The 19,838-nt window shown below is 51.2% G+C and carries 23 protein-coding genes; 9 read left to right on the plus strand and 14 right to left on the minus strand.

The genetic code is table 11. From position 1 onward, the window contains the following. Positions 1-147 precede the first annotated feature (147 nt). Both M975_RS07850 and M975_RS07855 read left to right on the plus strand, forming a co-directional pair. Entirely contained in the window at positions 148-471 is a 324-nt protein-coding gene (locus tag M975_RS07850) for a helix-turn-helix domain-containing protein (protein WP_064558582.1), read from the plus strand. Positions 472-737: 266 nt separating this feature from the next. Beyond that, on the plus strand, positions 738-2,345 hold the full coding sequence (locus M975_RS07855; RefSeq protein ID WP_083967858.1) for a carboxylesterase/lipase family protein: 1,608 nt from the start codon (positions 738-740) through the stop codon (positions 2,343-2,345). Positions 2,346-2,431: 86 nt separating this feature from the next. On the opposite strand, the gene tsr is transcribed toward M975_RS07855, so the two are convergent. The 3 genes from tsr to M975_RS07870 all read right to left on the minus strand — a co-directional run bounded on the left by tsr (position 2,432) and on the right by M975_RS07870 (position 5,531). Beyond that, a complete protein-coding gene (gene tsr, locus M975_RS07860; RefSeq protein WP_064558584.1) occupies positions 2,432-4,096 on the minus strand; it encodes a methyl-accepting chemotaxis protein in 1,665 nt (554 codons plus the stop codon). An 84-nt stretch (positions 4,097-4,180) separates the two neighbouring features. Then, a complete protein-coding gene (locus M975_RS07865; RefSeq protein WP_083967859.1) occupies positions 4,181-4,759 on the minus strand; it encodes a PadR family transcriptional regulator in 579 nt (192 codons plus the stop codon). Between the two features lie 10 nt (positions 4,760-4,769). Beyond that, the gene (locus M975_RS07870) at positions 4,770-5,531 is read right to left on the minus strand and encodes a siderophore-interacting protein (RefSeq protein ID WP_064558586.1); all 762 of its coding nucleotides are present in this window, start codon (positions 5,529-5,531) and stop codon (positions 4,770-4,772) included. 265 nt (positions 5,532-5,796) lie between these two features. Between M975_RS07870 and M975_RS07875 the strand changes: the two genes are divergently transcribed. Continuing rightward, positions 5,797-6,012, plus strand: coding sequence for an HP1242/YdcH family protein (locus tag M975_RS07875; protein WP_064558588.1), 216 nt, complete (start codon positions 5,797-5,799; stop codon positions 6,010-6,012). A gap of 50 nt (positions 6,013-6,062) precedes the next feature. Here the strand turns inward: M975_RS07875 and yqfB are convergent, their stop codons facing one another. Both yqfB and M975_RS07885 read right to left on the minus strand, forming a co-directional pair. Then, positions 6,063-6,377, minus strand: coding sequence for a N(4)-acetylcytidine aminohydrolase (gene yqfB / locus M975_RS07880; RefSeq protein WP_064558591.1), 315 nt, complete (start codon positions 6,375-6,377; stop codon positions 6,063-6,065). 39 nt (positions 6,378-6,416) lie between these two features. Continuing rightward, positions 6,417-6,590 (minus strand): GhoT/OrtT family toxin, encoded by a 174-nt coding sequence (locus M975_RS07885; protein WP_064558593.1) that lies wholly within the window; start codon positions 6,588-6,590, stop codon positions 6,417-6,419. 166 nt (positions 6,591-6,756) lie between these two features. Between M975_RS07885 and M975_RS07890 the strand changes: the two genes are divergently transcribed. From M975_RS07890 to M975_RS07900, 3 genes are all read left to right on the plus strand, one after another. Continuing rightward, the gene (locus M975_RS07890; protein WP_064519000.1) at positions 6,757-6,945 is read left to right on the plus strand and encodes a YegP family protein; all 189 of its coding nucleotides are present in this window, start codon (positions 6,757-6,759) and stop codon (positions 6,943-6,945) included. A gap of 188 nt (positions 6,946-7,133) precedes the next feature. Further along, positions 7,134-7,460 (plus strand): DUF3302 domain-containing protein, encoded by a 327-nt coding sequence (locus tag M975_RS07895; RefSeq protein WP_064519002.1) that lies wholly within the window; start codon positions 7,134-7,136, stop codon positions 7,458-7,460. 4 nt (positions 7,461-7,464) lie between these two features. Then, positions 7,465-8,601, plus strand: a complete 1,137-nt coding sequence (locus tag M975_RS07900) for an HlyD family secretion protein (RefSeq protein ID WP_064558595.1) — start codon at positions 7,465-7,467, stop codon at positions 8,599-8,601. A 68-nt stretch (positions 8,602-8,669) separates the two neighbouring features. Here M975_RS07900 and patD read toward each other — a convergent pair whose 3' ends face one another. The 9 genes from patD to M975_RS07945 form a co-directional block, all read right to left on the minus strand. Beyond that, positions 8,670-10,094 (minus strand): aminobutyraldehyde dehydrogenase, encoded by a 1,425-nt coding sequence (patD, locus tag M975_RS07905; RefSeq protein ID WP_064558597.1) that lies wholly within the window; start codon positions 10,092-10,094, stop codon positions 8,670-8,672. Positions 10,095-10,109: 15 nt separating this feature from the next. Then, entirely contained in the window at positions 10,110-10,916 is an 807-nt protein-coding gene (locus M975_RS07910) for an ABC transporter permease (RefSeq protein WP_064558599.1), read from the minus strand. Next, complete coding sequence (locus M975_RS07915) at positions 10,906-11,844, minus strand: ABC transporter permease (protein WP_425338995.1); 939 nt, start codon at positions 11,842-11,844, stop codon at positions 10,906-10,908. Before M975_RS07915 ends, M975_RS07910 begins: the two co-directional genes overlap by 11 nt. Before the next feature lie 7 nt (positions 11,845-11,851). Next, positions 11,852-12,877, minus strand: coding sequence for an ABC transporter ATP-binding protein (locus M975_RS07920; protein ID WP_064558602.1), 1,026 nt, complete (start codon positions 12,875-12,877; stop codon positions 11,852-11,854). Positions 12,878-12,890: 13 nt separating this feature from the next. Next, on the minus strand, positions 12,891-14,036 hold the full coding sequence (gene ydcS / locus M975_RS07925) for a putative ABC transporter substrate-binding protein YdcS (protein ID WP_064558604.1): 1,146 nt from the start codon (positions 14,034-14,036) through the stop codon (positions 12,891-12,893). A gap of 504 nt (positions 14,037-14,540) precedes the next feature. Beyond that, entirely contained in the window at positions 14,541-14,882 is a 342-nt protein-coding gene (locus M975_RS07930; RefSeq protein ID WP_064558607.1) for a type II toxin-antitoxin system RelE/ParE family toxin, read from the minus strand. After that, positions 14,842-15,087: a TA system antitoxin ParD family protein gene (locus M975_RS07935; protein ID WP_064558658.1), complete on the minus strand. Its 246-nt coding sequence runs from the start codon at positions 15,085-15,087 to the stop codon at positions 14,842-14,844. Before M975_RS07935 ends, M975_RS07930 begins: the two co-directional genes overlap by 41 nt. Before the next feature lie 114 nt (positions 15,088-15,201). After that, a complete protein-coding gene (locus tag M975_RS07940) occupies positions 15,202-15,738 on the minus strand; it encodes a GNAT family N-acetyltransferase (protein ID WP_064558609.1) in 537 nt (178 codons plus the stop codon). A 2-nt stretch (positions 15,739-15,740) separates the two neighbouring features. Then, a complete protein-coding gene (locus tag M975_RS07945) occupies positions 15,741-17,153 on the minus strand; it encodes an aminotransferase-like domain-containing protein (protein WP_064558611.1) in 1,413 nt (470 codons plus the stop codon). A gap of 148 nt (positions 17,154-17,301) precedes the next feature. Between M975_RS07945 and M975_RS07950 the strand changes: the two genes are divergently transcribed. The 3 genes from M975_RS07950 to M975_RS07960 are packed head-to-tail and all read left to right on the plus strand — an operon-like array spanning position 17,302 to position 19,837. Next, on the plus strand, positions 17,302-18,702 hold the full coding sequence (locus M975_RS07950; RefSeq protein ID WP_064558612.1) for a cytochrome ubiquinol oxidase subunit I: 1,401 nt from the start codon (positions 17,302-17,304) through the stop codon (positions 18,700-18,702). Beyond that, on the plus strand, positions 18,702-19,715 hold the full coding sequence (cydB, locus tag M975_RS07955) for a cytochrome d ubiquinol oxidase subunit II (RefSeq protein ID WP_064558614.1): 1,014 nt from the start codon (positions 18,702-18,704) through the stop codon (positions 19,713-19,715). The genes M975_RS07950 and cydB overlap by 1 nt, the downstream gene beginning before the upstream one ends. Then, positions 19,715-19,837 (plus strand): DUF2474 domain-containing protein, encoded by a 123-nt coding sequence (locus M975_RS07960; RefSeq protein WP_064558616.1) that lies wholly within the window; start codon positions 19,715-19,717, stop codon positions 19,835-19,837. Before cydB ends, M975_RS07960 begins: the two co-directional genes overlap by 1 nt. Position 19,838 lies beyond the last annotated feature (1 nt).

Genomic DNA, 19,838 nt, shown 5'->3' on the forward strand with positions numbered 1-19,838 from the left:
CCTTAAATGACCCCCGCGGTTGACAGTGGCTCATAAATGACCCATTTTTAAAATTAATTCGATAAAAAGACCACATATGACATCTGGCATTATAAATGGCTCATAAAACATCTTTTCGCTGTAAAAATATTAACCAAAGGGTCATATATGAACTATGACAACGCAACGCTCGCAGCCAAACTGCATACCATGAGCGAATTATTGAGTGACGTTAAAAAAGCGGTGGCGTTGCGGGCGCAAGAATCAGACCTTGCGCTAGCCGAACAGATCATTACTGAGCCTGCGCAGTTGGGGCAACAACTCAACCAACGTCGCAAAGAGCTGGACATTGATCTGGCAACTCTTGAACTGCAAACGGGTGTATCGGCATCAACGTTGAAACGGCTGTTTAAAGACCCCGACCAGGTTAAGTTTGGTACCGTGTTTCGTGTCGCTGAGGCATTAGGAGTGAAACTGTGCGCCGTCGTGTAGAAGTGTGGTTATAGGATGAACTGCGCCTCCCACCCTTTTTTGCTACCATCAGCGCCTGGACCGTTTAATGCGCCTTGATGAGGTCGAGTTGTAGAACGCGCAGACAGGCGGCGTAATTCAATCAATCGCTCTCTCAATCACCCAATCAATCATTAACAATGATTGATTGGTCAAAATTATCTATTTCATATTATCTTCTTTTGCCACCAGACTGCATCAAGTCACTGAGAGCTAAATCTCTAACGGTTAGATTAAAAAGGAATTTTATGAAACTTTTACTGTTGTCTGGGTTAATTGCCTGCGCCGCCTTTGTACCGGCTCGCTTTGCCGCTGCGGATACGGATACTGAAGAAGTACGCGAAGAAGTGCAGACACGCACGGGTGTCATCCGGGGTGTCGATCGTGATGAACATGGCGTGCTGGCTTTTAAAGGTATTCCCTATGCAGAACCCCCAGTGGGTGAGCTTCGCTGGCATGCGCCTGTGCCGCATAAAGCATGGGATGGTGTGCGAGATGCGCATCTGCCAGGAAGCCGTTGTTTGTCGGCACTGGAAAAAGATCCGGTCCCCGGCTCCCCTCGAAGTGAAGACTGTCTGACATTAAACATCTGGACCAACAGTAAAAAAACGTCTGATAAACAGCCCGTCATGGTCTGGTTGCACGGCGGTGGTTTTCAGTTCGGTTCAGGCAGCGACCCAACCATCGATGGAACCAAACTGGCGGAAAAAGGTGTCGTGCTGGTCACCTTAAATTATCGCCTTGGGGTATTGGGCTTTATGGCCCATCCTGAACTGGATGCCGAAGGCGCATCAGGTAATTACGGCCTGCAGGACCAAATCGCTGCGTTACGCTGGGTGAAAGATAATATTGCATCGTTTGGTGGTGACCCCGAGAACGTCACGTTATTTGGTGAGTCGGCTGGTGCCATGTCCGTAGGGATATTGATGATGTCGCCGCCTGCGAAGGGACTGTTTCATAAAGCTATCGGCCAGAGTGGCGCGTTCTGGGACGGCAAATATGGCCCGCTGGAGAGCTTTGAGGAGTCTCGCTTAAGGGGCCAGGCGTATATGCAAAAAATGGGAGCGAAATCTATTTCTGAACTCAGATCCATGCCTGCGGATGCGTTAAATAATGCCGCGCTATGGAATTTTGACAAGAATCCGATCGTCACCGCATTCTCGCCGAACGTCGATCATTTTGTCGTGCCGGAATTTCCAGCAGCGGTATTCGCTCGTGGCGAACAGATGAAAATTCCTCTTCTGGCCGGATGGCAGGAAGCTGAATATTATCCTTTCAAAGCATTTTCTTTGCCCCATGCCAATGCCCAGGAGTTCAGAGATGCAGCGCAGCGTATGTTCGGGAAGGAACGACTTGCCGAGTTTCTGAAATTCTACCCGGCTTCAACAGATGCCGAGGCCAATACGTCGGCAGATAATCTGACATCTGACTTTACCATCAGCGAACAAACCTGGCAGTGGCTTGAGTTGCAAAGCAAGTCTGGTGAACCGGTTTATGGCTACGAATTTACTTACACCTCACCTTATGTCGCCATCGCCTCTCATATAACCGATGTCCCGTTTGTGTTCGGCACCCTAACGCCTCAACACGTTATCGGAAGCCGGGTTCGGGCGGCAGCACTCGATTATGCATTCTCTGACCTTTTAATGAATTACTGGACCAATTTTGGGAAGAAATCGGATCCGAATGGCCCAGGATTACCGCACTGGCCGGTTTATGACGAAAAGGGTTTGATCCAGATTTTGGGTAAAACGACAGAACCCAAAGGCGTTGCTCAACTTGAGCGTTTCCGTTTTCTTTCAAGTTTCCGTGTCGATGGGGTATTCCCGATGCGCTGGCGCACAGACGTGCAATAACGGCTATCCGCAACAGTTCGCGAAGTCAAAATATCGGGCAACAGCAATGATGTTGTTGCCCGTATTCAAGACTCACATGACGAGAATCAGAAGGTTTCCCAGTTCTCGTTTGAATCGCTTACCGGTGCTTTGCGCTTCATCACCGGGCTACTGGCCAGTTTCGGCTCAGCAGTGCGGGGTTCATTTTTGGTTTCCTGACCAATGTGGAACACGGCAACAGCCTGAGTCAGACGGCTTGCCTGGTCTTCTAGCGCTGATGCAGCAGCGGCAGATTCTTCAACCAAAGCGGCGTTTTGCTGCGTCACTCGGTCCATTTCCGAAACTGCCAGCCCGACCTGGTCGATACCACGGCTTTGCTCATCAGACGCCGACGCGATTTCGCCCATGATATCCGTCACACGCGTGACCGCATTCACGATCTCGCCCATGGTTTCACCCGCGCTTTCAACCAGAGTTGAGCCGGTATCCACTTTGTTTACGGAATCTTCAATCAGCCCTTTAATCTCTTTTGCAGCCTGTGCGCTACGCTGTGCCAGGTTACGCACTTCACCTGCAACAACCGCAAAACCACGCCCTTGTTCACCGGCACGCGCGGCTTCTACCGCCGCATTCAGTGCCAGAATATTGGTCTGGAAAGCGATGCCATCAATCACACTGGTGATGTCGGCAATTTTTTTCGAGCTGCCGGCGATGTCATTCATGGTACGCACCACGTTATCCACCACTTTGCCGCCCTTCTGCGCGGTTTCTGACGCGCTTAAGGCCAGCTGGCTTGCCTGACGGGCATTTTCCGCATTCTGTTTCACGGTCGCGGTTAACTGTTCCATACTGGCAGCAGTCTCTTCAAGCGAAGCGGCTTGTTGTTCAGTACGGGAAGAAAGATCGTTGTTACCGATAGAAATTTCGCTGGCACCGCTGTAAATCGCATGCGCGCCGTTACGCACTTCGTTTACGGTACTGACCAGCTCTGACTGCATATGTCGCAGGCTCGCCGCCAGTTGCCCCATCTCATTGGTCCCTTCCACATCAATGGCGTGCACCAGATCGCCGTCCGCAATATGGCGGATGTTATCAATCAGGCGATGCAGAGGTTCGATAAGGGTTTTCTTGATGCCCAGCCAGACGGTAATAATCGCCGCGATAACCAGCGCCAGAATCACTACCAGAATCCAGATGGCCTGTGAGTATGACTGGTTATTGTCGTCTACCGCTTGTTGATACAAATGGTCATTTTGTTGCAGATAGTTGACGTACTGCTGCTCGAAACCATCCTGGTATTTCTGGGTAGGCTGGTCGAAGAATTCGTTAATTTTACCGGCACCAAGCAGTTGAATCAGCTCGGCCAACGCACCGTGGTAAATCACATAGTTGCGTTTGATTTCATTGATGGACTCTTCGCTTTGACGCGGATCGTGTGGCAGAGCTTCATACGCTGCCCACTCTTTTTCAGCCTGCTTTAACGACTGGCTGGCGATAAGCATCAGCTCATTAACCGTTGAGCCGCTGCCGATATTGTTGGTGTCCATCATATGACGGATGCCCGCACGGTTAAGCGTGTTGCGCGTCTGCAGTAACGCCACCCAGCTACCATTGAGCGTTGACTGTTGCTGGCGAATGGTTTGCAGCACAGTGAAGTTTTCTTTGTCGTTTTTCAGCGCGTTGAAGAACAACCCGCCAGACGTCATTTGCAATATTCCAAATAGGCCCAGCACAAACAACAAACTGGTTACAACTTTTATGCGAGTTAACATAATTTCAAATTCTCATTGAAGAGGAAGCATAAAGTTTCGGCATTACGCGCAAAAACTTTATGCTTAATACTCAATAAGAAGTTATTAACTGCGTTCGATGTCTTTTGCAGCCTGATCTAAAGTATCGATGATCTTGTACAACGTCTCTTTTGGCAGTTCGCTTTGACCAAGTTTGGTGTTGAGCGCCATTTTGAAGTTGTGGATAGCGCGTTGAATTTCAGGGATCCGACGGTTATCGCCCAGTACGCCCAATGATTCGAGGCGAGTCATCACGTGGCTAAGTTCATCGTGCTGCTCGGCAAGCAAGGCCTGGCCCTCTTCCGTTAGTATCCACGCCTTTTTGCTGCTGTCGCTTTCCACGGCAGCGATCAGTCCCATCTCCTCAAGCAAAGAGAGGTTTGGGTAGATAATCCCCGGGCTTGGCACATATTCGCCTTTCGCCGTCGCCTCAATGGATTTGATCAACTCATAGCCATGAGCCGTGTTGCTGGAGAGGAAATGCAGGATCAGCAGGCGAATGTCGTTGGCGTCAAACAAGCGTTCACGGCGCTGGCGTGATTTCCCTTCCAGCATGCCGCCGTGTTCATGGCCACCGTGCAGGCCGTGCCTTTCATGGCGTTCATGTTTAGCGCAAAAACGATGGTGCAGATGATGGATTCGCATAGTCGTCTCCTTATTTGTTATGCCAGTAAGCCACAGCGCGGACGTAATCTCCGTCCAGCCCACGGTTTTCCAGCAGTTCATCGCTCAGTTGTTTCACATCGCGCCCTTCGCCGGTAACCCACACAAAGTAGTCGTCGTCCGGGAATTCAAAAGCGCTGACACGCTGTGCGATAGATTCAGAATCAAGCCACTCCACGCGCGCGCGTTTAAACTCGCTGAGATACTCGTGAGTGTGCGCATGGTGGCTGTTAACCAGCACCACCGGGGCAATGTGTTCAGGTAATGACAGCAAGCGGCGGCGCACAGCTGGCAGACCACTTTCATCGCAAATATAGAGCTGGAAAGCGTAATCAGTCGGAACAACCAGCGACCCTCTCGGCCCGCCGATAAGCAATGTGTCGCCTGCTACTGCTTTATCGGCCCACATGCTCGCCACTCCGCCATCGTGAATATAAAAATCCAGCGTCAGTTCGTGGCTGGCAGCATCAAAAGCCAGTGGCGTGTAATCACGGGAAATCGGGCGTGGGCCTTCGCCCCAGACAATGCCATCGTCAGTCACGGACGGACGAACAAAGTCCCCATTTTCAGGTGGGAAGAAGACTTTGATGTGGTCATCGAACCCCTGCGATGAAAAACCGACCAGATCGGGGCTGGTAAAAACAATACGATGGAAGCAACCGGCGACCGTTTGTTTACTTTTAATGGATAATTCGCGGAACTTAATCTCATTTTTCACGCGTTTTGGGAGATTTGGTTTTGTTTGTAGAGTCATTGGCTTCTCATTTTTGAATGCATAAGATATATCATAGATATGTTTTAGCACATGAGAATGAGATTGTCGTTATCAATTTTTGCGATTATGCAACCCGCGATTCGCTGAAAATATCATCAATTTAACCAACTCGCCTGACGGCTCGCAAATTGACAAACCCTTACGAAGCGGCGCTTTCAATTTGCCTTAAGGGGTGCCTACACTGGACCTGGCAACTACTGCCAGTCCACATTCCATTCACCCATAAAAGTCCAGGAGGTTCGCAATGTTTCCTGAGTACAGTGAATTGATCAACGAACTCAAGTCCGCTAACCCACGTTTCCTCAGCTTGTATGATAAGCACAATCAACTCGACGACGAGATTTTACGCAAGGGGGGGCCACAAGGGACGGGATACAACGAGAAAGTCGTGCAGATGAAAAAAGAGAAGCTGCGGCTGAAAGATGAGTTGTATCAGATGTTGAAGAAAGCCAGTCATTAGGTTCGTTGTCAGGAAGGGGGAACTCCCCTTCCTGTGTCTTTATTTCCGTTTTACGCTTTAGAAACCAGCGTAAATACAATCGCATAAAGCTCATTCAAGCCTGGGTAAATCTCTGCAATCACCTCTTTGAGCTGCGGCAGGGTCATATTTTCCTGACGGGCATGCTCATCAGTCAATTCATCGAGTGCAACAGGCGTCACACTGACGACTTCAATGGTGCAAAAATAAACGTCATCTTCATATCGCCCGACGCGCAACTGCTGGCCCGGAGTGAAGTGTGATTCAGAGGCATCTCGCAAAGTGATTGTTTTGCGCCCGGCGACAATATCGCTCTCAAAGCGCTGAAAAAAAGTTATCTCGTTCATGCCATACCTGTTTGGGTAACCCTTTAATTATTTAGGGTTTTAAAACAAAGAGAACATCAATGCAACCGGAAAACTCATCGGCCAGGTCGCACCCACCAGCACAGAGCTTAATAGTTTAATTCGTTTGGTATCGTGAGCCAAAAACCAGGTAACAAAAGCAGTGATTAACGACATTACAGCGTAAAAAACCAACATATCTTGATAAAGAGTCATTTTTATAATGGGTAGTTTGAAAAATTTCCCGCAAAATATGCTCTTTTTTATGACTTAGATCAAGTTTTTACCCTTATCGTTTTCCCCTAACCGCCTCGCTTGTTGATTGCACTATATTTAAGTTATCCCACTGGCATTGGGCCTTGGGTAACTGCGGAGATTTTCTATGGGACACTATGTGTTAAAGAAATCAACGAAAGCGACAGCTGAGCCATTTTATTTCGTGCTAAAAGCGTCAAACGGGCAAGTCATTGCACAAAGCGAAATGTACTCATCAAAAGCAGCAGCCCACAAAGGGATTGAATCTGTTCAAAAAAATGCCTCGTCTACAGATATTCGCGACGAGACAGAGTAATTAACAAAAGAAAAAAGGATAACGCCTGGTTTCATTATTACGACTTTTTCAGGAAAGAAAATACCGGCGTTATCCTGCTCATTAGGGTGGTAATTAATTATTCCGGGTAAATTTTTATTGATTCATAAACCCTGAGTTAGATAACGACTATCTTTAGTAAAAACGGCTGTTTCTCAAACGAGGTCACTATGTTCCTCAACTATTTTGCGCTGGGTGTTCTGATCGTTGTCTTTCTCATTATTTTTTATGGGATTATTATTCTTCACGACATTCCTTACCTGATAGCCAAAGCCCGCAACCACCCTCACGCCGATGCCATTCACGTCGCCGGGTGGGTCAGTTTGTTTACCCTTCATGTCATCTGGCCGTTCTTATGGATATGGGCAACGCTCTACCGCCCTGAACGAGGTTGGGGCATGCAACAAGATGCCGACGCAACACTGGCTTCGTTACAGCAACGCGTAAGCGAGCTGGAACAGAAACTGGATAACAACAAAATAACTCCATCGGAGTAATATCATGGATCTGCTCATTATCCTGACGTATGTGGCATTTGCGTGGGCCGTATTTAAGATTTTTAAAATACCGGTAAATAAATGGACCGTACCAACCGCGGCCTTAGGAGGGGTGTTTTTAATTGGCGCACTTATTTTATTAATGAACTACAACCATCCTTATACTTATTTAGCGCAAAAAGCGGTTATCTCTATTCCTCTTACCCCACAGGTGACCGGAATTGTCAGTGAAGTGACCGATAAACAAAATACGATGATCAAAAAAGGAGAAGTGCTGTTTAAATTAGACCCGACTCGCTACCAGACGCGAGTTGATAGATTGCAGGCTGATTTAATCACCGCCATCCACAGTACCGAGTCACTCAAATCGCAACTTGATGCAGCCGTGGCGAATACCACCCGCGTGACCGCCGAACGTGACAGACTGTATAAAGATTACCAGCGTTACCTTCAGGGCAGTAAAGCCCGAGTTAACCCCTTCTCAGAAAGTGATATTGATAATGCGAGGCAAAATTTTCTGGCGCAAGATGCGCTGGTAAAAGGCTCGGTTGCCGAACAGTCGCAAATTAAAAGCCAGTTAGATAGCCTGGTGAATGGCGAGCAATCTCAGATTGTCAGCCTGCGCGCTCAACTTGCCGAGGCGAAATATAACCTCAGTCAAACCGTGATCCGTGCACCAAGCGACGGCTACGTCACACAAGTGCTGATTCGCCCGGGCACCTACGCGGCTGCCCTGCCGTTACGCCCTGTCATGGTGTTTATCCCACAACAAAAACGCCAGATCATCGCCCAGTTCAGGCAGAACTCGTTGTTACGCCTGGAAGCTGGCGATCAAGCCGAAGTGGTGTTTAATGCGCTACCGGGGCAGGTTTTTGAGGGTAAGCTGACAGCAGTTTTGCCCGTAGTTCCGGGTGGCTCTTATCAGGCGCAGGGGACTTTGCAATCTCTGACGTTAACTCCGGGAAGTGATGGCGTGCTGGCGGTGATTGAACTCGCGCCCAATGCCCAGGTAGATGCCTTGCCTGATGGGATCTTTGCGCAAGTTGCCGTCTATTCTGACCACTTTACCCATGTATCGGTGATGCGTAAGGTTTTGCTGCGCATGACCAGCTGGATGCATTACTTATATCTTGATCACTAAGATGAAAAAAACATCACCCTCTCGCCATGAGGGGGTGATGTTTTCGTTGCTGGATGTGTGTCCCGACTTTAATGTTTAATCATCACATGCCGAATAACGGTGTAATCCTCAAGCCCGAATAACGACATATCCTTGCCGTAACCCGAAAGTTTTTGCCCGCCGTGTGGCATTTCGCTGACCAGCATGAAATGGGTATTCACCCAGGTGCAGCCATATTGCAGGCGAGCGCTAAGACGATGGGCACGGCCTACGTCTTGCGTCCAGACTGAAGAGGCCAGTCCGTAGTCGGAATCATTCGCCCAACCCAGCACTTGCTCCTCGTCATCAAACGTTGTGACGCTGACCACCGGGCCGAATACCTCTTTTTGCACGATATCATCTTCCTGCTTCGCGCCCGCAAGCAGCGTTGGTTGGAAGTAATATCCTGGCCCTTCGACTTTCGCCCCACCCGTCACCACTTTGACGTGCGCCAGCGCCTTGGCGGCATTCACCGCGTTGCTCACCCGTTCGAGATGTGCGGCAGAACTTAATGGCCCAAGCTCGGTGGACTCATCGTCTGGCGCACCATATTTCAGGCTGCTGACCGCTTCCCCCAGTTTTTCCACCAGTTTGTCGTAAATACCCTTCTGGGCGTAAATTCGGCACGCGGCGGTGCAGTCTTGCCCGGCGTTGTAATAGCCGAAGGTGCGCACACCTTCTACTACGGCATCCAGGTCTGCATCATCAAACACAATCACCGGCGCTTTGCCGCCCAGTTCCATATGGGTGCGCTTAATTGAAGGTGCGGTGTGGCTGATGATGTGTTCGCCAGTAGCAATTGAGCCGGTTAACGAAACCATGCGCACTTTCGGGTGACCGGTCAGCGCATCACCCACCGTTTGCCCACGGCCGAACAGCACGTTCAATACGCCAGCCGGGAAGATATCTTTTGCCAGCTTAGCAAGTTTAAACGCAGTCAACGGCGTGATTTCTGACGGTTTGATCACCACACAGTTACCTGCGGCCAGTGCCGGGCCGAGTTTCCATGCCGCCATCATTAACGGGTAGTTCCACGGTGCAATAGACGCCACCACGCCCACCGGGTCACGGCGGATCATGGAGGTATGGCCGCTGAGATATTCCCCCGCTGCCAATCCGTTCAAACAGCGGCTTGCGCCAGCAAAGAAGCGGAACACATCCACCACCGCCGGGATCTCATCATTCAACACGCAATGGTAAGGTTTGCCGCAGTTTTGCGACTCCAGACGGGCAAAAACTTCGCCATTTTGTTCAATCACATCGGCCAGTTTCAGGAGATGTTCTGCACGCTCTTTCGGCGTAGTTTGGCCCCATGCAGCAAACGCTTTATCAGCCGCCATCACCGCATCATTAACCTGATCGGCTGTGGCTTCGGCTATCGAAAGCAGCACTTCACCGGTTGCCGGATTGTATACCGGCAGTTTTTCACCCAGGCCTTCCACTAACTGGCCGTTAATTAACAGTTGGCTTTGCATAGTGATACCCTTTCGTTATTTACCGCTGCCCGCGACTTCATCTCCGCCACGGCTCAGCCAGTAGGCCCCTAAAATCGGAATGGTGGTCATCAGCATCACCATTAACGCCACCACATTGGTGACCGGAACTTCACGCGGACGGCCCAGTTGGTTGAGCAGCCACAACGGTAATGTGCGCTCATGTCCGGCGGTAAAGGTGGTGACAATAATTTCATCAAACGACAGCGCGAACGCCAGCATGCCTCCGGCGAGCAATGCGGACCCCAGATTAGGCAAAATGACATAGCGGAAGGTCTGCCAGCCATCGGCCCCGAGATCCATTGATGCCTCAATCAGGCTGTAAGAGGTGCGCCGGAAACGGGCGATGACATTGTTAAACACAATGACCACGCAAAACGTCGCATGCCCTACCACAATGGTCAGGAGGCCCGGCTCAAAATTCATCATCTTAAATGCTGTCAGCAGTGCGATACCGGTGATAATTCCCGGTAGCGCAATCGGCAAAAGCAGTAATAAAGAGATGGCGTTTTTGCCAAAAAATTCGCGCCGCCATAATGCCGCTGCAGCAAGCGTGCCAAGTATTAATGCCAGTATCGTGGCCAGCGTTGCAATTTTAAGTGACAACGTCACTGCATCAAGAATATCCCCGCGTGATGCAGCCACGCTGAACCAGTGCAGCGTCAGCCCTTTTGGTGGAAAGCTGAATGCGGCTTCTTCGGTGTTGAAAGCGTACAACGCAATAATCAGCAACGGAAAATGCAGGAAGATAACCCCGCCCCAGGCTGCAACTTTTAGCAAAAATGGTGCGCGTTCAGAGTGCATCGAAGGCCCCCAGTCGTTTCACCAGTGACAGATAAATAGCGATCAACACAATGGGTACCAACGTAAATGCGGCAGCCATCGGCATGTTGCCAATCGCGCCCTGCTGGGAATAGACCATGTTGCCGATGAAATACCCCGGCGGCCCCACCAGTTGCGGCACAATAAAATCACCCAGCGTAAGCGAAAACGTAAACACAGAACCCGCCGCTACACCCGGAATGGCTAGCGGTAAAATCACATGGCGGAAAGTTTGCGATGGGCGTGCGCCCAAATCGGCGGAGGCCTGTAACAACGAGGGCGGCAAGCGCTCAAGAGCCGCCTGAATAGGCAGGATCATGAACGGCAGCCAGATATAGAGAAACACCAGAAAACGCCCCAAACCGGAAGTCGACAGCGTATTACCGCCTACCGCTGGGATTGTCAGTATCAGGTTCAGCAGCGGCTCAAGTCCCATATGATTGAGGAACCATTGCGCCACACCGTCGCGAGACAATAACAACGTCCAGGCATACGCCTTAACAATGTAGCTGGCCCACATCGGCAGCATCACGGCGATATAGAAAAACGCTTTCAGTTTGCCCGTTGTGTAGCGCGCCATAAAATAGGCCATCGGGAACGCTAATACCGCACTGGCGAGCGTGACGGCGATAGCCATCGTCAGAGTGCGCAAGATGATGTCGTAGTTCGCCGGGTTAAACAGCGCGGCAATGTTAGCGAACGTCAGGTCCGGTGTGACCGACATGGTGAAATCGTCGAAGGTATAAAACCCCTGCCACAGCAGCGTCAGCAACGAGCCGAGATAAATAACGCCGAACCACAGCAGCGGCGGCAGCAATAACAATGCCAGCCAGAAGCCTGGGCGCTGCCACAAAAACGTGGCGATGCGACGCATCAAGCGGTTGTCAGGAGGAGATGTGGGAAGGCTCATATCCATTTCATCCTTCCCCCAACAGCGGAACCATCGCCGCACGAGGCCAGACTGCGGTGACCTGCTGGCCAATTTGATAGCGTTCTTCGCTGATAATCCGTTGCGGGTTCGCTTCACTGACCAGCAGTTTTTCGCCGTCGGCAAGGCGCAGTTCAAGGCGCGTTGCTGCTCCCTGATAGTGAATTTCCTGAATCATGCCGCTCACCCGAATTTCATTGTGGTGGCTCGGTTCATCACTCAGAACGATATGTTCCGGACGCAGGGAAAATAGCGCTTGTTCACCGCACACTTTCCCGGAAAGCGCCGGTTGCAACACGTTTGAAGTGCCGACAAAACTCGCGACAAACGCCGTGCGCGGCTGCATATAAAGCTGGCGTGGCGTATCCAATTGCTCGATACGCCCGTTATTAAACACCGCTACGCGATCAGACATCGACAGTGCTTCGCTTTGGTCGTGGGTGACGAAAATAAAAGTAATGCCCAGTTCGCGCTGAAGTTTTTTCAGCTCACCCTGCATCTGCTCACGTAGTTTGAGATCCAGTGCGCCAAGCGGTTCGTCCAGCAACAATACGCGTGGGCGATTCACCAGCGCGCGAGCCAGTGCCACACGCTGGCGCTGGCCGCCGGAAAGTTGTGAAGGTTTACGGGCGTGAACAAACCCCAGGGCGACTCGCTCGAGCGCTTCCTGCGCTTTGGCCAGCCGTGTTTTTTTATCAATCCCCTTTACCATCAAGCCATATGCGACGTTTTCCAGCACGGTCATATGGGGGAACAACGCGTAATCCTGAAAGACGGTATTCACATCACGTTGATACGGCGGCACGTCCTGTGCCGGTTGACCAAAGATCGCGATTTCGCCCGAGCTGACTTGCTCAAAACCGGCAATCATCCTTAAGCAGGTGGTTTTGCCCGAGCCGGATGGCCCGAGCATGGAGAAAAACTCCCCGTCTTCGATATCAATCGAGACGTTATCTACCGCGCGAACATCACCATAAAGGCGCGAGACGTTTCTGAACTGCACAGCGTACGACATAACTCCTCCAGGCTTAGCGGCCACCCATAATGGCGATATAATCCTGGGTCCAGCGACTGTACGGCACGAATTTACCGCCTTCGGCGACCGGAGTTTTCCAGAACACAATCTTATCGAAGTAGTTGTAGCCGTTGGTTTCACAGCCTTTGTCACCCAGAAGCGTACTGGCTTTACAGCCTTCCGCTACCGCAGGCAGTGAGCCAAACCAGGCCGCCACGTCCCCCTGGACTTTCGCTTTTAGCGAGTGGTCCATCCATTTGTAGGCGCAGTTCATATGTTTCGCATCAGCATGCAGCATGGTGGTATCTGCCCACCCGGTGACGCCCTCTTTCGGGAATACGGTGGCAATCGGCTGGCCTTCACCTTTCAGGGCGTTAGCCTGATACGGCCAGGCGCTGGAAGCGACCACGCCTTCATTTTTGAAATCGCTCATCTGAACGGTGGTGTCATGCCAGTAACGGTGAATCAGACCGTGTTGGTCACGCAGTACCTTCAGCACTGCCGCGTATTGTTCTTCGGTGAGCTGGTACGGGTCGGTAATCCCCAGTTGTGGCTGTGTGGCTTTCACAAAAAGCGCGGCATCGGCGATGTAAATTGGCCCATCGTAGGCCTGCACGCGGCCCTGGTTAGTTTTGCCATCCGGCAAATCTTGTTTGACGAACACCACGCCCCAGCTGTCAGGCGGTGTCGGGAAGGTTTTGGTGTTGTACATCAGCAGGTTTGGCCCCCACTGATACGGCGTGCCGTACACTTTGCCGTCGACGTTAAACCAGGATCCTTTCACCAGGCGCGGATCGACGTTTTTCCAGTTTGGGATCAGCGCCGTGTTAATCGGCTGCACGCGTTTGCCCATAATCAGGCGCAAAGAGGCATCGCCCGAGGCGGTGACCAGGTCATAACCGCCCTTCGCCATTAAGCTGACCATTTCGTCAGAGGTCGCCGCCGTTTTCACGTTCACTTTACAGCCGGTCTCTTTTTCGAAATCGGTGACCCAGTTATACGCTTTGTCGGTATCACCACGTTCGATATACCCCGGCCAGGCGATGATATCGAGCTGCCCTTCACCGGCACCAATTTTGTCCGGAAGCCCTGCCGCCTGTGCAGAAAGCACGGTCAAACAGAGTGTTGAAAGAGACCATATAGCCTGTTTTGTTCGCATTGCTGCTACTCCTGTCTGAAAGATAAAGGCGGCACGACATGGGTTGTGAGTGCCAAAAGTGCAAAAAAATCCCCGTACAAAAACAATAGTCTGCGTAAATATGGCAAGCAGGCTGCTGACAGGAAATTTCACCAGGTTGTGATACAGGGCGCAGTAAAGTGCGCCCTGTAGATTTGTACCGCGGTAAGATAACTGGATGATTTTTAAAGTGTAGATAAGGTCTAAGCGAGGCGGTAAGTTCGCGCTACCGATTTGCGCAATTATCGAAATTTCATATGGATGGAGATAATAAATGCAGGTTGCTCATATCGCCAAAAGCCTTGGCTCCGTCTAAGCGGTGGATACGCTGGTCGCCAACCTCAAACCTTTGGGGGCTTTAGTCCATGAGGCTCGCTGGACAGGTGACGGTTTTTACGAAGCCGTGATTTCCGACCCCGACGGTAATCTGATTGAAATCACGTCGTGATGTTTTAATGCGGTAAAAGAAGGAAAACCTAAAGCCGGTTAACGGCTTTGGGTTTCGATTAAGCGCAGGTCTGCTTTGCGTTGGCGCTTGAGCATTTCGTAGAAATTCTCATGGACACCGAGGCTCAGTAAATAAAGCTCTAAGCGTGCATCCTGCCAGCTATAACCCAGCAGCGCCTGCTGGTTATTAATCCGAAATTTATGCACCCGTAAATAGCTGAGATCACCCTTTTTACGCTCGCCAATTTCCGGTTCGGCAATCACCTTTTCAATTTCGTCTTCCACTTGCGCCAGGAAGGTTTCTGGCAGTTTCTCCAGAGCCTTTCCAAAACGCGCGGTTTCATACACCGTCAAGGGTTTGCCGTTTCGTTCTGCGGACATATTTTTTCACTCTGCCATTTTCCATTTCGCTTTGCGCCAGCATCGTTTCTTTAATAAAGCTGTAAGGTAAGTCAGGGTTATCTTCAACGATTTGCCCAATCTTCGCCCAATACTCTATTTGTTTTGGCACGCTCCGGCTGCAGGCGTCGGCGTGAATTTTGACATCCGCTACAAACTGGTCATCTAACCGTATGCTAATAGCCATGTTCATACTCCATCACCTCCTTGTGACCTTCAGTTGTGAATAAGTTTACGCGCATATTTTCGCGTAATGCGACAAAATGTCGCAAATTTGCGAGATGGGTTCAAGAACTATTTTTTATACGACTTTTGGGTTCGAAATTCGGTAAAGAATGTGACGTCTCAAAGGGTGGTTTTCTGCCAGCATGGGGTGATCAAATTCTTCGCAACGGGTCATGCCAATTTTTTCCATCACACGCTGTGAAGGTAAGTTTGTCAGCGCGGTAAAGGCGACAATCTCTTCCATCGCAAATTGCTTAAAACCGATTTCCAGTGCTTTACGCGCGGCTTCTGGCGCATAGCCCTTGCCCCAGAAGGCTTTATCGAGCCGCCAACCGATTTCAATCACCGGGGAAAACGGCAGTTCGTAACCCGGAATATTCAGGCCGACAAACCCGATAAACGCCCCACTGCTTTTTTCTTCCACTGCCCATAATCCCCAACCTTTATCGGCGAGGATCTGTTCGACAGCATTCACCATACTGTCGCTTTCTTCGCGAGTTCGTGTACTGGGGAAATAGCGCATAACGTCAGGGTCGGCATTCATCGCTGCAAAGGGTTCGCGGTCGCTTTGTTTCCACAGTCGTAAAATCAGACGTTCGGTGTGGTGCTCCATTTTCACTCCTTAATTTGTTGTCGAATCAAATCAGCCAGCCGCTGCACAGCATGCTTTTCCCGCTCGCCTAAAGCCCAGGAAGCATTCAGGCGGAAGTAGTGGTCCCAGGTGCGCCCGGTGGTAAACATTTTGCCAGGCGCGATGCTGATTTTGTTGGCAATCGCCTGTTCACTTAACAGGCTGGCATCCATGTATTCCGGCAACTCCACCCATAAAAAATAGCCGCTTTCGCTGTGGTGAATTTTAACCTCGCTGGGGAAATACTGGTGCAACGCTTGCCAGGTTTGCTGCTTACGTTCAGCGAGTATTCGCCGCAGTTTGCGCAGATGCGTGTCGTAACGTTTGGTCGCCAGGTAATCAACCAGCGCCAGCTGCATAGGTGAGCTGGTGGAGAGCGTGCTCATTAATTGCAGTTGCTGGATGCGCCGCGCATGTTTCCCCGCCGCCACCCAGCCGATACGAAACCCGGCCACCAGGCATTTTGAGAAGGACGAGCAGTGCAGCGTAATGCCCTGTTCGTCCCAGGCTCTGGCGGGCAACGGGCGCTCACGTCCGTAATACAGCTCGCTGTAAACATCATCTTCAATCAGCGTAACGTTGTGAAGTTGCAGCAATTCAACCAGTTGCTTTTTCTTTTCAGGTGACAACGTCACGCCGAGTGGGTTCTGGCTGTTGGTCATTAACCAGCACGCCTTCACCGGGTAATCGTTGAGTGCCTGTTTCAGCGCCACTAAATCAATGCCGCTTTCCGGATCGGTCGCCACCGATAACGCTTTTAAGCGCAAGCGTTCGAGTGCCTGCAACGCCCCGTAGAAACACGGGTTTTCAACAATCACCCAATCGCCCGGTTCGGTAACGGCTTGCAGACTGAGGTTCAGCGCTTCGAGCGCACCGGCAGTAATCACAATTTCATCCGGGGACACTTGCATCCCCTGTTGTGCGTAACGCCGGGCGATGGCATGGCGCAACGCTTCGTTACCCGGTGGCAGGTTTTCAATCACGCTCATGGCCGTCGCCGTTTTGCTGACCGTCGCCAGCGAGCGGTTTAACTGCTGGAGCGGGAACAAGCGCGGGTCAGGAAACGCCGAGCCGAACGGCACCACGCTTGCGTCGCAGCTGGCCTGCAACACATCAAAAATGTAGGTATTAATATCGACCGCTTCATCACGCATCACTTTCACGGGCGCGAGTGTGCTACGCACGGCGGGACGGGGTGCCACGTAATAACCAGACTGCGGCCTTGCCACAATGACGCCCTGACTTTCGAGCGTCTGATAGGCATGACTGACGGTCATAAAACTCATGCCGCTCATCACGACCTGCTCGCGCAATGACGGTAATTTGTCGCCTGGCAGCCACGCACCAAGGGCAATCTGGTCAATAATTTGCTGCGCAAGTTGTTGGTATTTTTTCATTTTAACCTGTGCTTAGCGTCTATATCAGTGCGATAAAAATACAATGATTTGGTTAACTGTTATAGCTAAATAACACATTTCTGTTTCTGCTCAATGTCCGCCAGTCTCTTTACCATAGCCTTGACGTTCTTGTGCCATGAGGTTGTGCATGTTTGGTTTAGATGCTTTTCATCTTGCGAGGGTTCAGTTTGCATTTACTGTCTCCTTCCACATTATTTTCCCCGCCATCACCATAGGGCTGGCCAGTTATCTGGCGGTGCTTGAAGGGCTGTGGCTGAAATCTAAAAAACCGGTTTATCGTTCGCTCTACGACTTCTGGTCGAAGATATTCGCGGTTAACTTCGGTATGGGCGTGGTGTCCGGGCTGGTGATGGCCTATCAGTTCGGTACCAACTGGAGCGGTTTTTCTCAGTTTGCGGGCAGTATTACCGGCCCGCTACTGACCTACGAAGTACTGACGGCATTTTTCCTTGAAGCCGGGTTCCTGGGCGTAATGCTTTTTGGCTGGAAGCGCGTGGGGCCAGGGCTGCACTTTTTTGCCACCTGTATGGTCGCGCTGGGCACGCTTATTTCGACGTTCTGGATCCTGGCCTCCAACAGCTGGATGCAAACGCCGCAAGGGTTTGAAATCCACAATGGACAGGTGGTGCCGGTTGACTGGTTTGCGGTGGTGTTTAACCCCTCCTTCCCTTATCGCCTGTTGCATATGTCGGTGGCTGCGTTCCTCAGTAGCGCGTTTTTTGTCGGCGCGTCGGCGGCATGGCATTTGCTGCGTGGCAACAAAACCCCGGCAATCAAAACCATGTTTTCCATGGCGTTGTGGATGGCGTTAATCGTGGCCCCACTGCAAGCGATGATTGGTGATATGCACGGGCTGAATACCCTGAAGCATCAGCCAGCCAAAATTGCCGCTATTGAAGGGCACTGGGAAAATGTGCCGGGTGAGCCAACGCCATTGTTGCTGTTCGGCTGGCCGGACATGGAACAGGAGCGCACGCGTTTCGGGTTGGAAATCCCGGCGTTGGGCAGTCTGATTCTCACCCATAGTCTGGATAAACAGGTTCCCGCGCTAAAAGAGTTCCCAAAAGAAGACCGTCCTAATTCAACTATCGTGTTCTGGTCTTTCCGCATGATGGCGGGTCTGGGCATGCTGATGATTCTGGCGGGCATTTTCAGCCTGTGGTTGCGCTATCGCGACCGTTTATATGAAAACCGCGCTTTCCTGCGCTTTATGTTGTGGATGGGTCCATCGGGTCTAATCGCTATTCTCGCCGGTTGGGTGACGACCGAAGTGGGCCGCCAGCCCTGGGTAGTATATGGCCTGCTGCGCACTAAAGATGCCGTTTCAGCACACGGTAATCTGCAAATGAGCATCAGCCTGCTGACGTTCTTTGTGGTGTATATGTCGGTATTTGGCGTGGGTTACAGCTATATGATCCGCCAGATTAAGAAAGGGCCGCAGCCGTTTAATGACGATACGCCGCCCCCGCATGGCACACCTTCACGCCCACTTTCTGCGGCAACCGAATCATTTGAGGAGCCACGCTAATGGGTATTGATCTGTCTGTTATCTGGTTTGTGATTATTGTTTTTTCTACCCTGATGTACATCGTGATGGACGGCTTTGATCTCGGTATCGGCATTCTGTTCCCGTTTGTGCATGATGCCGAAGACCGCGATGTGATGGTCAATAGCGTAGCCCCCGTCTGGGACGGCAATGAAACCTGGCTGGTTTTGGGCGGAGCGGCATTATTTGGTGCATTCCCGCTCGCTTACGCCGTGATTATTGATGCGCTGACCATTCCTCTGACCTTAATGCTGATTGGCCTGATCTTTCGCGGCGTGGCATTTGAGTTTCGTTTTAAAGCGACACCAGCGCACCGCCCGTTCTGGGACAAAGCGTTTATTGGTGGTTCGATGGTGGCAACGTTTTGCCAGGGCGTAGTAGTCGGTGCAGTTATCTCCGGTTTCCCGGTAACCGGGCGCACATTTAGCGGCGCACAGTCAGACTGGATAACGCCATTTAACCTGTTCTGCGGTGTCGGTTTGGTGGTGGCTTATGCATTGCTTGGCGCAAGCTGGCTGGTAATGAAAAGCGAAGATCCGCTGCTGAAAACCATGCGTAAGGTGGTGAAACCTCTGTTACTCGTCATGTTAGTGATCATCGCCATCATCAGTATCTGGACGCCGCTTGCTCACCCGCAAATTGCCACGCGTTGGTTTAGCCTGCCAAACCTTTATTTCCTGTTGCCGGTTCCGCTGTTGGTGGTGCTATGCAGTGGCTGGTTATGGAAAGCCGTTGGGTCTGAACAGAGCTGGCACAGCACGCCATTCTTGCTGACGCTGGGCCTGATTTTTCTCGGTTTTAGCGGTCTTGGGATCAGTATCTGGCCCTATATTATTCCGCCGTCAATCACGCTCTGGCAGGCAGCAGCACCACCGCAAAGCCAGGGGTTTATGCTGGTCGGCGCGGTGTTTATTATCCCAATTATTTTGGTTTACACCTTCTGGAGTTATTACGTTTTCCGCGGAAAAGTACAGCATGGCGAGGGGTATCACTGATGAAACAGACTGGAATTCGCTTGATGTGGATGGTGGTGTTATGGGGCGGTAGCGTTCTGGCGCTGACCGCCGTCGGGATGGGGTTCCGGCTGCTGATGACAGCCGCCGGGTTTAAGTCCTGAT

This window comes from Buttiauxella brennerae ATCC 51605 (genome assembly GCF_001654925.1).
GTDB lineage: Bacteria > Pseudomonadota > Gammaproteobacteria > Enterobacterales > Enterobacteriaceae > Buttiauxella > Buttiauxella brennerae.